This window comes from Rhodococcus triatomae, assembly GCF_014217785.1.
Taxonomy (GTDB): Bacteria; Actinomycetota; Actinomycetes; order Mycobacteriales; family Mycobacteriaceae; genus Rhodococcus_F; species Rhodococcus_F triatomae.
In genome coordinates, this window is record NZ_CP048814.1 from 4,056,445 (window position 1) to 4,070,875 (window position 14,431).

14 protein-coding genes are annotated in these 14,431 nt (G+C 69.3%); 9 read left to right on the top strand and 5 right to left on the bottom strand.

Features of this window, described 5'->3' with window-relative positions:
- Window positions 1-23: 23 nt before the first annotated feature.
- Both map and G4H71_RS19295 read left to right on the top strand, forming a co-directional pair.
- A complete protein-coding gene (gene map, locus G4H71_RS19290) occupies window positions 24-881 on the top strand; it encodes a type I methionyl aminopeptidase (protein WP_072739566.1) in 858 nt (285 codons plus the stop codon).
- On the top strand, window positions 878-2,422 hold the full coding sequence (locus tag G4H71_RS19295) for a cobyric acid synthase (protein WP_072739564.1): 1,545 nt from the start codon (window positions 878-880) through the stop codon (window positions 2,420-2,422). Before map ends, G4H71_RS19295 begins: the two co-directional genes overlap by 4 nt.
- Before the next feature lie 19 nt (window positions 2,423-2,441).
- Here G4H71_RS19295 and G4H71_RS19300 read toward each other — a convergent pair whose 3' ends face one another.
- From G4H71_RS19300 to G4H71_RS19310, 3 genes are read right to left on the bottom strand one after another with little or no spacing between them, the layout of a single operon-like run.
- Window positions 2,442-3,137: an ABC transporter permease gene (locus G4H71_RS19300; RefSeq protein WP_072739562.1), complete on the bottom strand. Its 696-nt coding sequence runs from the start codon at window positions 3,135-3,137 to the stop codon at window positions 2,442-2,444.
- On the bottom strand, window positions 3,134-4,054 hold the full coding sequence (locus tag G4H71_RS19305) for an ABC transporter ATP-binding protein (RefSeq protein ID WP_072739560.1): 921 nt from the start codon (window positions 4,052-4,054) through the stop codon (window positions 3,134-3,136). The genes G4H71_RS19300 and G4H71_RS19305 overlap by 4 nt, the downstream gene beginning before the upstream one ends.
- Entirely contained in the window at window positions 4,051-4,413 is a 363-nt protein-coding gene (locus G4H71_RS19310) for a GntR family transcriptional regulator (protein ID WP_072739675.1), read from the bottom strand. Before G4H71_RS19310 ends, G4H71_RS19305 begins: the two co-directional genes overlap by 4 nt.
- Before the next feature lie 101 nt (window positions 4,414-4,514).
- Here G4H71_RS19310 and G4H71_RS19315 point away from each other — a divergent pair, with 101 nt between their 5' ends.
- Window positions 4,515-5,075: an alpha/beta fold hydrolase gene (locus G4H71_RS19315; RefSeq protein ID WP_072739559.1), complete on the top strand. Its 561-nt coding sequence runs from the start codon at window positions 4,515-4,517 to the stop codon at window positions 5,073-5,075.
- Window positions 5,076-5,120: 45 nt separating this feature from the next.
- Here the strand turns inward: G4H71_RS19315 and mtr are convergent, their stop codons facing one another.
- Both mtr and G4H71_RS19325 read right to left on the bottom strand, forming a co-directional pair.
- Window positions 5,121-6,497 (bottom strand): mycothione reductase, encoded by a 1,377-nt coding sequence (mtr, locus tag G4H71_RS19320; RefSeq protein ID WP_072739673.1) that lies wholly within the window; start codon window positions 6,495-6,497, stop codon window positions 5,121-5,123.
- A gap of 20 nt (window positions 6,498-6,517) precedes the next feature.
- Entirely contained in the window at window positions 6,518-7,519 is a 1,002-nt protein-coding gene (locus tag G4H71_RS19325; RefSeq protein ID WP_072739671.1) for an alpha/beta hydrolase, read from the bottom strand.
- A 161-nt stretch (window positions 7,520-7,680) separates the two neighbouring features.
- On the opposite strand from G4H71_RS19325, the gene mqo reads away from it, so the two are divergent.
- The 6 genes from mqo to G4H71_RS19355 all read left to right on the top strand — a co-directional run bounded on the left by mqo (window position 7,681) and on the right by G4H71_RS19355 (window position 14,400).
- Window positions 7,681-9,192 carry a malate dehydrogenase (quinone) gene (gene mqo / locus G4H71_RS19330; RefSeq protein ID WP_072739557.1) on the top strand — a complete coding sequence of 504 codons (1,512 nt, stop codon included), beginning with the start codon at window positions 7,681-7,683 and terminating at the stop codon, window positions 9,190-9,192.
- A gap of 71 nt (window positions 9,193-9,263) precedes the next feature.
- Complete coding sequence (locus G4H71_RS19335; protein WP_072739556.1) at window positions 9,264-9,731, top strand: GNAT family N-acetyltransferase; 468 nt, start codon at window positions 9,264-9,266, stop codon at window positions 9,729-9,731.
- Window positions 9,732-9,958: 227 nt separating this feature from the next.
- On the top strand, window positions 9,959-11,902 hold the full coding sequence (locus G4H71_RS19340; RefSeq protein WP_246442910.1) for an ATP-binding protein: 1,944 nt from the start codon (window positions 9,959-9,961) through the stop codon (window positions 11,900-11,902).
- Between the two features lie 46 nt (window positions 11,903-11,948).
- On the top strand, window positions 11,949-12,563 hold the full coding sequence (cobO, locus tag G4H71_RS19345; protein ID WP_072739554.1) for a cob(I)yrinic acid a,c-diamide adenosyltransferase: 615 nt from the start codon (window positions 11,949-11,951) through the stop codon (window positions 12,561-12,563).
- Window positions 12,557-14,011 carry a cobyrinic acid a,c-diamide synthase CobB gene (locus G4H71_RS19350; RefSeq protein WP_072739552.1) on the top strand — a complete coding sequence of 485 codons (1,455 nt, stop codon included), beginning with the start codon at window positions 12,557-12,559 and terminating at the stop codon, window positions 14,009-14,011. Before cobO ends, G4H71_RS19350 begins: the two co-directional genes overlap by 7 nt.
- A complete protein-coding gene (locus G4H71_RS19355) occupies window positions 14,008-14,400 on the top strand; it encodes a cobalamin biosynthesis protein (RefSeq protein WP_246441967.1) in 393 nt (130 codons plus the stop codon). Before G4H71_RS19350 ends, G4H71_RS19355 begins: the two co-directional genes overlap by 4 nt.
- Window positions 14,401-14,431 lie beyond the last annotated feature (31 nt).

The window sequence follows — 14,431 nt, forward strand, 5'->3', positions numbered from 1 at the left end:
AGGCTATCGCATAGTCTGGGGTCATGGCTGTGCGTACCGCTCTGACCCCCGGCACCCTTTCTCCGGTCCGTTCGGTGCCTTCGAGTATCGAGGCACCCGAATACGCGTGGAAGCCCACCGCGCAGGAGGGCAACGAACCGTGGGTGCAGACCCCGGAGACCATCGCCGCGATGCGGGTCGCGAGCCGCATCGCGGCGCAGGCGCTCGCCGAGGCGGGCAAGGCGGTGGCTCCCGGGGTCACCACCGACGAACTCGACCGGATCGCCCACGAGTACATGATCGATCACGGTGCCTATCCGTCGACGCTGGGCTACAAGGGCTTCCGGAAGTCCTGCTGCACCTCGCTCAACGAGGTGATCTGCCACGGCATCCCGGATTCGACGGTCATCCAGGACGGCGACATCGTGAACATCGACGTCACCGCCTACATCGGCGGGGTCCACGGCGACACCAATGCCACGTTCCTGGCCGGAGACGTGTCGGAGGAGGCACGTCTGCTGGTCGAGCGCACTCGTGAGGCCACCATGCGGGCGATCAAGGCCGTCCGTCCGGGCCGTGCCCTCAACGTGATCGGCCGGGTGATCGAGTCGTATGCCAACCGCTTCGAGTACGGGGTGGTGCGCGATTTCACCGGCCACGGGATCGGGACGACGTTCCACAACGGACTGGTCATCCTGCACTACGACGAGCCGAACGTCGAGACGATCATCGAACCGGGCATGGTGTTCACGATCGAGCCGATGATCGACCTGGGTACCGCGGACTACGAGATCTGGGACGACGGCTGGACGGTGGTGACCAAGGACCGCAAGTGGAGTGCCCAGTTCGAGCACACCATCGTGGTGACCGACACCGGCGCCGAGATCCTCACGTTGCCTTGACCGGATCCCGGCAGGGCGGCGCACTGCTCGTTGCCGGCGCGACCTCCGACGCCGGCAAGAGCGTCGTCGTGGCGGGACTGTGCCGGCTTCTCGCTCGCCGGGGAGTCCGGGTGGCGCCGTTCAAGGCGCAGAACATGTCCAACAACTCGGTGGTCACGGTGGACGGCGGCGAGATCGGCCGGGCCCAGGCGCTGCAGGCCCGTGCATGTGGCCTCGAGCCCAGTGTGCGGTTCAACCCGGTGCTGCTCAAGCCCGGCAGTGACCGGCGATCCCAGTTGGTGGTGCGGGGGCGGGCGGTGACCACGGTGGGTGCGCGTGACTACATCGATCACCGGGACGGGCTGCGGGCCGTCGTCGCCGAGGAGCTCGCCTCCCTGCGCGCCGATTTCGATGCGGTGATCTGCGAGGGTGCCGGCTCGCCCGCCGAGATCAACCTGCGCCGCACGGATCTGGCGAACATGGGCCTGGCTCGCGCCGCGGACCTACCGGTGGTAGTGGTCGGAGACATCGACCGCGGGGGAGTGCTGGCGCATCTGTTCGGAACGCTCGCGGTTCTCGCACCCGAGGATCAGCGCCTGATCGCCGGGTTCGTGGTCAACAAGTTCCGTGGCGATCTCTCGTTGTTGCAGCCCGGGCTCGAACAGCTCGCGACCCTCACGGGCCGACCGACACTCGGCGTGCTGCCCTACACGGACGAATTGTGGCTCGACGCCGAGGACTCGCTGGGAGTAGTCGCCGACACCCAGGTGGGACGCCCGGGACCTCCGGTGGGAGAGCAGTGGTTGCGGGTCGCGGCGGTGCGTCTGCCCCGGATCTCGAACTCCACCGATGTCGAGGCCCTCGCGTGTGAGCCGGGTGTGGCGGTGCGTTGGGTGGACGACGCGTCCCGGCTCGAGGACGTCGACCTGATCGTGCTGCCGGGTACGAAGGCGACCGTGGACGATCTGGAGTGGCTGCGGCGCACCGGGATCGGGGAGGCCGTGGTCGCCCACGCCCGTCGGGACAAGGCGGTCCTGGGCATCTGCGGCGGATACCAGATGCTGGGGACGATCCTCGACGACTCCGTCGAATCGGGGCGGGGACGGGTGCGCGGCCTCGGGCTCCTCGACCTCGAGATCGAGTACGCCGAGTCGAAGACACTCGCCCGGGTGACGGGAGATGCGTACGGAATCCCGGTGTCGGGCTACGAGATCCACCACGGTCAGGTCCGGCACTCCGGCGATGCGCCACTGGTACAGACCGCGGGCGGAGTGCAGGAGGGAAGCGTCCGCGGGGCCGTGTACGGCACGCACTGGCACGGGTTGCTCGAGAACGACAGCTTCCGCCGGATCCTGCTCGAGGACGTCGCGGAACACTCTCGCCGGGCGGGGTTCGTTCCCGCCGGCGACACCGATGTCGCGGCGGTGCGCGCCGCGCAGTTGGATCTGCTCGCCGACCTGATCGAGCAGCACCTGGACGTCGATGCCGTCCTGGCGCTACTCGATCAGGGTGTTCCACGGGGGCTTCCCGTGGTCACGTCGGAGCTGCGCTCCGGGTGCTAGCGGCGCTGCGCTCCGGGTGCTAGGGGGTCGCGCGCCGGATGACCACCCACGCGCCCGCCAGACAGGCCGCGGCGAGTGCGGAGGGCAGTGCCACCATCGGCACCGCGCGCGAGCTGTCGGCGAACCAGCTGCCGACGGCCGGCCACCATTCCATCCAGGTCACCAGGACCGCCGCCGCACCACCGAGGACGAGCACGGCGGCACCGACCGAGTAGAGCCCGGTGACGCGCCAGCGTTGCTGGATGGCGCCGACGAGCAGGCCGATCCCTGCGACCAGCGCCATGATCGCCAGATAGGTTGCCAGCTGGATGATCTGGCTGTCGGTGAAGACTCCGGGAATGCCGAACATGAGGAGGTCGACGCCCCAGCCGCCCGTGGCGTCCTCGACCAGCGACAGGACCCAGAGGAGCCCGCCGAAGCCGATCACCTGGACGAGGGAGACGAGCAGGGTCGCGGAGAAATAGTCGCGCCGGGTGACACTCATTCCGAGCGCGAACGGGAACGTCTGGGTCATCGCACTGAGGTAGAAGGCGAGGCACACGCCCAGTAGCGCCGACACGCTGCCCGTGAAATTGCTCGTCTGGCCGGTGTCGATGATGGCGAAGATCGCCCACGGAATGGCGAAGGCGACGGCAAGGATTCCCAGCGGCCACGCGAGCAGCAGCGGCCACGCCACCGTGTGGATGCGTGAGACGGATACGGCTCGGCTGATCATCGGGGGTCCTTTCCCTGAAGGCTGGTGGTTTCGACGATGAGTTGCTGCAGTGAGACCGGCTCGATCGTCAGCCCGAGGGCCTTCGCGTGCGCGACGTCCTCGGTGTGATCGGTCGTCCGCATCAGCACTCTGGTGTGGCTGCCGATGGACTCGCGCCGAAGTTCCGGTCGGGCACCGACGAAGGAGTCGACGTCCTCGACCGACCCGGACACCGTCACCGCGGATTCGCGCATCTCCTCCGCGTCCGCGTCGGCGACGATCCGGCCGCGGTCGATGAGCACGACGTGCTCGAGGAGGTCGGCGACCTCGTCGATGAGGTGGGTGGACAGCACCACGGTGCGGGGGTGCTCGGCGTAGTCGGCGAGCAGACGATCGTAGAACAACTGGCGCGCAACGGCATCGAGTCCCAGATACGGCTCGTCGAAGAACGTCAGTGGCGCGCGGGAGGCGAGTCCGAGAATCACGCCCAGCGCCGAGGTCATGCCGCGGGAGAGCTTCTTGACCTTACGATCCGTCGGAAGGTCGAAGTCGCGCAACAACTCCTGCGCGAATTGCTCGTCCCAGTCGCGGAGCAGGTGCCGGGCCGCTGCGAGGACGTGTGCGACCTTGTAGTCGGTCGGATACGCCTGGCTCTCCTTGATGAAGGACACACCCCGCAGGACCTCGGTGTTCTCGTGCGGGGTTCTCCCGAACACGTGGACTTCACCCGAGGTCTGGAACGCCTGGCCCGTCATGATCTGCATCAGGGTGGTCTTGCCCGCGCCGTTGCGGCCGAGCAGGCCGTAGATCTTGTTCTCCCGCAGGTCGAGCGTGACATCGTCGAGTGCCGTGACCGACCCGAACTTCTTGGTCAGCCCGCGCGTCGACGCGACGATCTCGGTGTCGAGGCGAGTCGGGTCGATGGTTGCGGCGCTCATCGCGCCCCCTCTCGTTGGTCGAGCATGGATTTGAGTTCGTCGATTCCCAGGCCCAGCTTGTCTGCCTCGGCGACGAGTGGATCGATGTACTGGCGGGCGAAGCGCTCTCTGCGACGGAACCTCAATGCGTCGCGTGCACCAGACGTCACGAACATGCCGATTCCCCGCTTCTTGTAGAGGATCCCGTCGGCAGCCAGTTGGTTCAGGCCTTTCGCGGCCGTGGCCGGGTTGATCCGGTGGAACGCCGCCAACTCGTTCGACGAGGGAGCCTGGGCCTCCTCGGGCAGTGAGCCGTCGATGATCGAGTTCTCGATCATCTCCGCGATCTGCAGGAACAGCGGCTTGCCGTCCTCGATCACGCTCTCACCCTCCCTGGTTGGGTGGTTCATTACTCATGTAACTAACCATAGAGCCGAGCGGGAGGCGGCGCAAGCCGAGTCCCGTCGCGTATTTTCGACGCATGGAGATCACCCAGATCGCAGTCGGCGATTCGACCTGCCCGGTACGCCTGGACGGGCCGGACAGCCGGCACGTCGTGCTGCTGCTGCCGTCCGCCGGCGACGACCCCGGGGTGTTCGACGCGGTGTGCGAACGACTGCACAGTTCCGATCTGCGCACGGTGGTTCCGGAGTCGGTGACGGGGCTGAGTGAGGAGTCGGTGCTCGCTCTCCTCGATGAGTTGAAAGTCGCCTGGGTCAACCTCGTCGGCACTGGTGAGGGCGCCGATCTCGCGTGGCTGCTCGCGGCCCGCCGGTTCGGTCGGTTCGCGAGCCTGGTGGTCGCGGACCGGCCGCATCCCGCTGTACCGGGGGCGGACGGGGTGGCCCGGGTGCCCGATTGTCCCGCCGTGGAGGTTCCGACCACCGTGGTCTTCGGCCGTGCTGCCGACGACGACGGCGGCACCGCCCGCCGCGTCTACTCGGACTATCGCGCCGTGCACCTGGACGACGTCGCCGACATCCCCCGTGACGCGGCCGCCGAGTTCGCTACCGAGATCGTCCTGCGCACCAGCCCCTGGTGATTCTCCTCACCTGATCCCGCTACCGTGCCGACAGCGGGGAGGGGCTCAGAGGTCGAGGCCGAGCAGTGCGTTCTCGACCACCTCGGTCAGTGCCGGATGGATCCAGTACTGGCCGGTGGCCATCGTGCGCGCGTCCAGACCGAACGACATCGCCTGGACGAGAGGCTGGATCACCGTCGATGCCTGGGCACCCAGAACGTGGGCGCCCAGAAGGCGGCCGGTGCCGCGCTCGGCGATCACCTTGCAGAACCCCTCGGTGTCCTCCATCGCCCATCCGTAGGCGACGTCGGAGTACTGCCGAATATGTACTGCCACATCGAGACCGGATGCGCGGGCCTGGGTCTCGGTCATGCCGACCGACGCGATCTGGGGAGCGGTGAAGACGGCGGCAGGAACGAACCGGTGATCGGCCGCGGTGAGGACGGACGGGTCCGCCCACGCATGCTGCAGCAGATTGAGGGCGACGACGCGCGCCTCGTGGTTCGAGACGTGTTTGAGTTGGTAGGCGGACGACACGTCACCGAGTGCGTACACCCCTTCCGCGGTGGTGCGCTGATATTCGTCGACGACGATCCGGCCGTCCGGTGCCAGCTCGATGCCGCCGGCCGCGGCGTCGAGGCGGTCCCCGTTGGGCACCCGGCCCGTCGCCACGAGCAGGGCGTCGCCGGTCACCTGCGCGCCGTCGTCGAGCGTGAGCGCGACCCCGCCCGCGTCCTCCCGTACCGCAGCGACGGTGCGGGAGGTGCGCACGTCCCATCGTTCCCGGGCGATCTCGGTGAACCGCGCGGACACGTCGCGGTCGAGGTGGCGCAGCAACTTCTCGCCGCGGACGACGACTGTCACCCGGCAGCCCAGCGCGGAGAACACGTGGGCGAACTCGGCGGCGACGAATCCGCCCCCGAGGATCACCAGGTGCCCGGGCAACTCGGGAATCCGCATGATGTCGTCGTTCGTGTAGTAGCGCACACCGGCGGACCGGACCACCTCGGGCACGATCGGCCGGGAGCCGGCGGCCACCACGACCTGGTCCGCGGTGATCACCTCGCCGGTTCCGGTATCGAGGCGCCGGGGGCCGACGAATCGTGCATGACCGCGGAACAGGGCGACGTTCGAGTGCAGCACGTCCCGCTGGTGTTCCCCCGCCTCCGACAGTGGATCGACGCGCCCGAACACCCGGGAGACGATGTCGGGCCAGCGCACGCCGTCCCGCCTGGCGTCGACCCCGAACGTGGCCGCCGACTCGATCGTGCGCGCGACGTCCGCGCCGTAGACGAACATCTTCGTCGGGATGCACCCGACGTTCAGGCACGTCCCGCCGAACGTGCCCTCCTCGAGGATCGCGGTCTTCGTGTCGCGGAACCGCTTGTCCAGCATGGTGTTACCGGAACCCGATCCGATGACCGCGATGTCGAAGTGTGTCACTGCCGCCACATCTTCCGGAGTCAGTCCGCTGCCGCGGTGGCGTGGGCGTGCAGCCACTCGAGCCACATGTCCACCTCGTCGAACGCTTTCGCGCGCGGCTCCTCCGACGACAGGAACACGTCGTGGCGGGCGCCCTCGATCGGCACGATCGTGGTGCGGTCGCCCAGGCAGCCGGCCCAGCGGGCGATCTGCTTGACGTCGAGAACGGCATCGGCGGTGTCGACCCGCGGGTCGTACCCCGGCGAGAAGTAGGTCTTCTTCGATCGCAGGATCAACGCGGGCACGCCGATGTCGAGGCCGCGGTGCAACTGCGCGTGACCGCGCCGCACGGCCCGCAGCCACCCGAACGTCACGGGGAAGCCGCCGAGCGGCTTCCAGTCCAGGTTGTAGTGCCACTCGCCGCCACGGTCGGCGTGCAGGCTGGCGCCGTATGCCTCCGACAGGCCCGTGGGGACGACGGACCTGCTGCGTACCCGGCCGACGGCGTCGACCGCGACGGTGCCGACGCTGCGGAAGTAGGACGGTCCCTGGAGATCGAACCAGGGGCTGTTGAGGATCACTCCGGCGACACCGGGCACCGGAGTGCCGCGACGACGGCGACTGTCGAGCCACAGTGGCAATACGAGCCCGCCGGTCGAATGCGCCACCAGCAGGACGTCTCCGTTGCCGGTGTCCTCGCGCACGAGGCGGACCGCCTCATCGAGTTCGGTGTCGTAGAGAGACAGATCGGAGACGTAGTGCGCGGTCTGTCCCTGCCGCAGCGAGCGACCGCATTTACGCAGGTCGAGAGCGAAGAAGGCATATCCCTGCGCGGCGAAATGCTCCGCCAGGTGCTTCTGGAAGAAGTAGTCGGTGAACCCGTGCACGTACAGCACGGCGCGACCGGTCCGTTCCGTGACCGCCTCGGGCTGGTAGCGGACCAGGGTGGCGGCGACGTCGCCCTCGTCGTCCGGGTCGGTTCCGAGCGGAATGGTCAGTTGTTCGTATCCGTCGCCGAGGACGTCGGGCTCCCAGTTGCTCACCAGCACACAGTAGCCACAATCACACGGTCATCGCTGTATTCCGGGGCCGCCGTCGAGGGCACAATTGGGGGAGAACGATCACGGGTGAACGCACGGGTAACCTGTCTGTCGAATACGGCAGGTGACTGCGCACGGCAAAGGGACAGGAAGTCGATTCTCCAGTGTCTGACAAGAACGCGGTAGAGACGAAGACCGACGTAGTGCTCGTCGGCGCGGGCATCATGAGCGCCACGCTGGGAGCGATCCTGCGCCAGGTGCAGCCGGACTGGTCCATCACGGTCTTCGAGCGTCTCGACGCCGTCGCCGCCGAGAGCAGCGACCCGTGGAACAACGCCGGGACCGGCCACTCGGCGCTCTGCGAACTCAACTACACCCCGGAGAACCCGGACGGGTCCGTCGAGATCGCGAAGGCGGTCAATGTCAACGAACAGTTCCAGGTCTCGCGCCAGTTCTGGTCGTACGCGGTCGAGAACGGCGTGCTCACCGAGCCGAAGGAGTTCGTCAACCCCATCCCGCACGTGAGCTTCGTGCACGGCGCAGCCGACGTGAAGTACCTGCGCGCCCGCTACGACGCGCTGGCCGGACACCCCCTGTTCGCCGGTATGGAGTACATCGACGACGCCGCCGAGTTCTCCCGTCGGCTTCCCCTGATGGCGAAGGGCCGTGACTTCTCGGATCCGGTCGCCCTCAACTGGAGCCAGGACGGCACCGACGTCGACTTCGGCGCCCTCACCAAGCAACTCCTCGGATATGTCGGCGCGTCCGGGGCGAGCGTCCACTTCGGTCACGAGGTCAAGGGTCTGAGCAAGGAATCCGACGGCAGCTGGACGGTCAAGGTCGTCAACCGGCGGACCGGTGCGAAGAAGAAGATCCGTGCCAAGTTCGTGTTCGTCGGCGCGGGTGGCGGGGCGCTGCACCTGTTGCAGAAGTCGGGGATCTCCGAGGCGAAGGGCTTCGGCGGGTTCCCCGTCAGCGGCGCCTTCCTGCGCTGCACCAACCCCGAACTCATCGGCGAGCACCACGCGAAGGTGTACGGCAAGGCCGCGGTCGGCGCGCCCCCGATGTCCGTACCGCACCTGGACACCCGCGTCATCGGACACCGCCCCGGCCTGCTGTTCGGACCGTACGCCGGATGGTCGCCGAAGTTCCTCAAGGAAGGCCGCGTCACCGACCTGCCCGGTTCGGTCAAGCCGAACAACCTGCTGTCGATGCTCGGTGTCGGTGTCAGTGAGCTGGGTCTGGTCAAGTACCTCGTCAGCGAGCTCGCCAAGACCGAGAACGGCCGCATCGAGACTCTGCGCGAGTTCGTCCCGAAGGCGCTGGGCAAGGACTGGGAGCTGATCGTCGCCGGTCAGCGAGTGCAGGTCATCCGCAGGGCGAAGGGCAAGGGCGGGGTGCTCGAGTTCGGCACGGCCGTCGTCAACGCCGAGGACGGAACCATCGCGGGCCTGCTCGGTGCCTCGCCCGGTGCCTCCACTGCCGTGCCCGCGATGCTGGACGTCCTGCAGCGGTGCTTCCCGCGCGAGTACGAGGCATGGAAGCCGAAGCTCCAGGAGATGGTCCCGTCGCTGGGCGTCAAGCTCTCCGACAACCCGGACCTGTTCCGTCAGGTCTGGGACTGGAGCACCAAGGAACTCGAACTCGATCGGGTGCGCGAGCGCGCCGCGGTCTGACGACGGGGCACCGGTGTGATGCCGTCCGGTCGTACCGCACGGGCTGCCGCCATGTGTCATAGTGGCTGCCCATGACGGCAACCGCGGCGCTGAAACGTTCCTGGGCACTCGATCTCGACACGAAGACCCTCTACGAGCTGCTCAAACTGCGGGTCGAGGTCTTCGTCGTCGAGCAGTCCTGCGCCTATCCGGAACTCGACGGTCGCGACCTGCTGGCCCAGACACGCCATTTCTGGCTGGAACAGGACGGCCGGGTGATCTGCACCCTGCGTCTGCTCGAGGAACACGGTGACGGTGTCACGTCCTACCGCATCGGGCGCCTGTGCACGGCGCGCGAGTTCCGGGGCGAGGGTCACACGACCCGGTTGCTGCGCGCCGCGCTGGCGGAGGTGGGCGAGGACGTGTGCCGGATCAACGCGCAGACCTACCTCGTCGACATGTACGCCAAGTACGGTTTCGCACGCGACGGCGAGGAGTTCGTCGAAGACGGCATCCCGCACGTGCCGATGCGCCGTGGAGGTGCACCCGCGGCGGGATGAGCCCGCACGGCGACTACTGTGCTGAGTGGATGCCTCGCAGGGAAGTCCTGTTCGAATCAGGCGCGGTCCCGCCACTGTGACGTCCGTTCCGGCCGCAGGCCGGACGGTCCGAGCCAGATCGCTGCGACGTCCGCACCAGCCGAGCTCCCGGCGAGGACACCGGGAGGTGAAGGGATGTCACCGTGTCGTCAGAAGTGCCCGTGCCCGCAGCCCCGCCCCGCGGGCCGGTGGAGATCGCCGCCGACGCGGCCGGCCCGGACGCGACCTACCCGTTCAGCGCCGTCGTCGGTCAGGATCGACTCCGGCTCGCGCTGATCCTGTGTGCCGTCCATCCGGGTATCGGCGGTGTGCTGGTGCGCGGCGAGAAGGGGACGGCCAAGTCGACCGTGGTCCGCGCTCTCACGACACTCCTCCCGCCCGTCGTCACGGAGGGACGGGAGCGGCCCGCGCGGCTGGTGGAGCTTCCGGTCGGTGCCACCGAGGATCGCGTCGTCGGTTCGATCGATCTCGAGCGAGTCCTGCGGGACGGCGAGAAGGCGTTCGCTCCCGGCCTGCTCGCCGGAGCCCATGACGGCGTGCTGTACGTCGACGAGGTGAACCTGCTGCACGATCACCTCGTGGACGTGCTCCTGGACGCTGCCGCCATGGGCCGTGTGCACGTCGAGCGGGACGGGATCTCGCTGTCGTATCCGGCACGCTTCGTGCTGGTCGGCACCATGAACCCGGAGGAGGGAGAACTGCGTCCGCAACTGCTGGACCGGTTCGGGCTCACCGTCGACGTCGCCGCGTCCCGGGACGTCGACGAGAGGGTGGAGGTGGTGCGCCGCCGGATGGCGTACGAACGCGACCCGGCCGCGTTCGCCGCTCGATACGCGCCGGAAGACGCCGCGCTGGCCGCCGAGATCGCCACCGCGCGGGGCCGGCTCACCGGCGTGGACCTGCCGGACACCGAACTGCGCCGGATCGCCGCGCTGTGTGCCGCGTTCGACGTGGACGGGATGCGCGCCGATCTGGTCATCGCGCGCACCGCCGTGGCGCACGCGGCCTGGCGCGGCGGTACCCGGGTGGAGGCGGACGACGTGCGTGTGGCCGCCGAGCTCGCACTTCCGCACCGTCGTCGCCGCGACCCCTTCGACGAACCGGGCCTGGACCCCCGACAACTCGACGACGCTCTCGACCGCGCCGACGACGCGGCCCGGGAGGAGGAACCGCCCCGTTCCGACCCCGACCCCGACACCGACCCGGACGCCGCACCGCGGCCTCCCGAGGCCGACGGGGCGGACGATTCTCCGTCACCCGAGGGCGAGCCGGACCCGGACCCCGACGGTCCGGACGGCGGGGGAGCCCCGGAACCGGGCGAACGTCCTGCCGCTCCTCCGGGAAGTGAGTTCCGGACGCGGCTGCTCGAGGTTCCCGGGGTCGGCGACGGGGCTCCCGGCCGCCGTTCCCGATCCCGGTCGAACCGCGGCCGCGCGGTCCATGCCATCGAGAGCCCTTCCGGCGGAATTCATCTCGTGGGTACAGTGCTCGCGGCAGTGCCGCACCAGGGGGAACGTGGCCGAGCCTCCGGACGGCTGCGCCTGGAAGCGCGGGACCTGCGCGGGGCGCAGCGCGAGGGCCGCGAGGGCAACCTGGTGATCTTCGTGGTCGACGCTTCCGGGTCGATGGCGGCGCGAGAGAGGATCTCGGCTGTCACCGGGGCCGTCGTCTCCCTGCTTCGCGATGCCTACCAGCGGCGGGACAAGGTCGCGGTGATCGTGGTCCGCGGTAGTGCAGCGGACGTGGTGCTGCCGCCGACGTCGTCCGTCGACATTGCCGTGCGCCGCCTCCGCTCGATGCGTACGGGCGGGAAATCGCCCCTCGCGCAAGGATTTCTGCGGGCCCGCGAGGTGGTGGCCCGGGAGCGTCTGCGTGACCCCGCACGCCGGGCGCTGGTGGTGACCTTGACGGACGGCCGCGCGACCGGTGCCCGCGACGCCGTGGAGAAGGCCAGGGCGGCGGCCCGCCTGCTCGGCGAATCCGGTGCGGCGTCGGTGACCGTCGACTGCGAGACCGGCATGGTGCGCCTCGGGCTCGCCGTGGACCTGGCCCGCGCCCAGCGCGGTGGCTACGTCCGCCTCACCGAGATGTCCGCTCAGCAGGTCGCGGGCGTCGTTCGCGCCGCAGCCTGACCCCACAGCCTGGCCCCCAGTTCCCTCGCAGAGTGAAGGAGTCGACGTGCCCAGAGGTATCCCCGTGACGGTACCCGACGACGGTTTGACCACGCGGCAGCGCCGCAACGCTCCGGTTCTCGCCGTGCACACCGGTCCGGGAAAGGGCAAGTCCACCGCGGCGTTCGGGATGGCGTTGCGAGCCTGGAATCAGGGGTTCGACATCGGAGTGTTCCAGTTCGTGAAGAGCGCGAAATGGAAGGTCGGGGAGGAGGCCGCGTTCCGCGCCCTCGGACGGCTGCACGAGGAGACGGGTGAGGGCGGCGCCGTCGAGTGGCACAAGATGGGCGAGGGCTGGTCCTGGAGCCGCAAGGCGGGCACCGAGGACGACCATGCGGCCGCGGCGGCAGAGGGATGGAACGAGATCGCGCGCCGGATCGAGCAGGAGCGGCACCGCTTCTATGTGCTCGACGAGTTCACCTACCCGCTGAAGTGGGGGTGGGTCGACGTCGCGGACGTCGTGCGGGTGCTGAGTGAGCGTCCCGGAAAACAGCACGTCGTCGTCACCGGTAGGGACGCACCACCCGAGCTTCTCGAGGTCGCCGACCTCGTCACCGAGATGACCAAGATCAAGCACCCGATGGATGCGGGCCGGAAAGGCCAGAGGGGCATCGAGTGGTGACAGCGGGGCCGAGTCCGAGCGGTTCGGTTCCCGCTGTCGTGATCGCGGCGCCCGCCTCGGGCAGCGGGAAGACCACGATCGCGACGGGGCTGATGGGAGCGCTTCGGGCCACCGGCGTCGTCGTGGCGCCCTTCAAGGTCGGTCCCGACTACATCGATCCCGGCTATCACACCCTCGCGGCGGGTCGGCCCGGCCGAAATCTCGATCCCGTCATGGTGGGCCCGGAACGCATCGGGCCGCTGTTCCGCCACGGGGCCTCCGGGTCCGATCTCGCCGTGGTCGAAGGCGTGATGGGGCTGTTCGACGGACGGATCGACGCCGAGGCGACGGCTCCGGTGGCGCACGGCTCGACGGCGCACGTCGCGACCCTGCTCGGCGCGCCGGTGGTGCTCGTCGTGGACGCCCGCGGCCACAGCCAGTCGCTGGCGGCGCTGTTGCACGGATTCGCCACGTTCGACGCGAGCGTGCGGCTGGCCGGTGTCGTGCTCAACCGGGTGGGGAGTGCACGACACGAGCAGGTGCTGCGCCAGGCGTGCGAACGCGTCGGGCTCCCGGTGCTCGGCGTGGTGCCCCGGCTGGCGGAACTCGAGGTGCCCTCACGTCATCTGGGGCTGATCCCCGCCGCCGAGCACGGTCTGTCCGCCACTCGGGCGGTGGCCGCGATGACCGACCTCGCGACCCGCACGCTCGACATCCCCGCGATCCGCGCGATCGCCTCCGCCGGCCCGGACGGGCCGGTCTGGGACCCCGCCGTCGAGGTGGCCGCCCACCCGGCGCGGGCGGCGACCGGCGGGCACACGACCCGCCCGGTCGTCGCCGTCGCGGGCGGACGCGCATTCACGTTCGGCTATGTCGAGCACCGGGAGCTGCTGGAAGCGGCGGGTGCCGAGGTGGTCGTATTCGATCCGGTGCACGACCGGCTTCCACCCGGCACCTCCGGGGTGGTCCTGCCCGGAGGTTTCCCCGAGGAGCACGCCGCCGACCTCGCCGCCAACGACACCCTCCGCGGTCAACTCCGGGCCCATGCCGCGGCCGGAGGGCCGATCCACGCCGAATGCGCGGGCCTGCTCTACCTCACCGCGATGCTGGACGGTCACGCCATGAGTGGCGTCATCGACGTCGCCGCGCGTTTCGCGTCTCCGCTGACACTCGGCTACCGCGACGCGGTGGCGGTGGCCGACTCGTCGGTGTTTCCCGCGGGCACCCGGGTGGTGGGCCACGAGTTCCACCGCACCGCTCTCGACTCCCCGTCCGCCGTGGGATTCGACGCGGCGTGGGGCTGGCGCGGCGTGGACGGCGCCCCGGTGCTCGAGGGGTTCGTCGGTGGGTCCGGGCACGCGGGCGTGCACGCGTCGTACCTGCACACCCATCCTGCGGGCCATCCGGAAGGGATTCGGCGATTCGTCGACGCAGCCCGCGCCTGGGCGGCCGGGAGCGACCGGGAGTGAGGAAGGCGCCGGGAGTCGGCAAGGTGCCGGAGGGAATCTGGGTGGGGGTCGGAATACGTCCCGAGGCGAGTGCCGACGAGATCGAGGCGGCGCTCGGCATCCTCGACGGCACCGACGAGGTGCTCGGCATCGCCACCCTCGACCGCCGGGTCGACCACCCGGCCCTGGTCGAGGTGGCGCGGCGCCGGAGCGTGCCGATCCGCGGTTTCGCCGCCACCGACCTGGCCGCGGTGGCCGTTCCGACACCGTCCGAACGGGTACGCGATGCCGTCGGATCGCCCGCCGTGGCCGAAGCCGCGGCGATCCTCGCCGCGGGCGGGGGGCCGCTCGTCGTTCCGAAACGGTCGTACCGTTCGGTGACCGTTGCGGCGGCCCGTAAAGTTTCCTGAGTTCGTGACGGTCGTGGAGTGGGAACGGGAG

What these genes read in the sequence shown, in the direction of transcription:
- map (WP_072739566.1), top strand. Translation starts at nt 24, where the DNA reads ATGGCTGTGCGTACCGCTCTGACCCCCGGCACCCTTTCTCCGGTCCGT.
- G4H71_RS19300 (WP_072739562.1), bottom strand. Translation starts at nt 3,137, where the DNA reads ATGATCAGCCGAGCCGTATCCGTCTCACGCATCCACACGGTGGCGTGG.
- G4H71_RS19305 (WP_072739560.1), bottom strand. Translation starts at nt 4,054, where the DNA reads ATGAGCGCCGCAACCATCGACCCGACTCGCCTCGACACCGAGATCGTC.
- G4H71_RS19315 (WP_072739559.1), top strand. Translation starts at nt 4,515, where the DNA reads ATGGAGATCACCCAGATCGCAGTCGGCGATTCGACCTGCCCGGTACGC.
- G4H71_RS19335 (WP_072739556.1), top strand. Translation starts at nt 9,264, where the DNA reads ATGACGGCAACCGCGGCGCTGAAACGTTCCTGGGCACTCGATCTCGAC.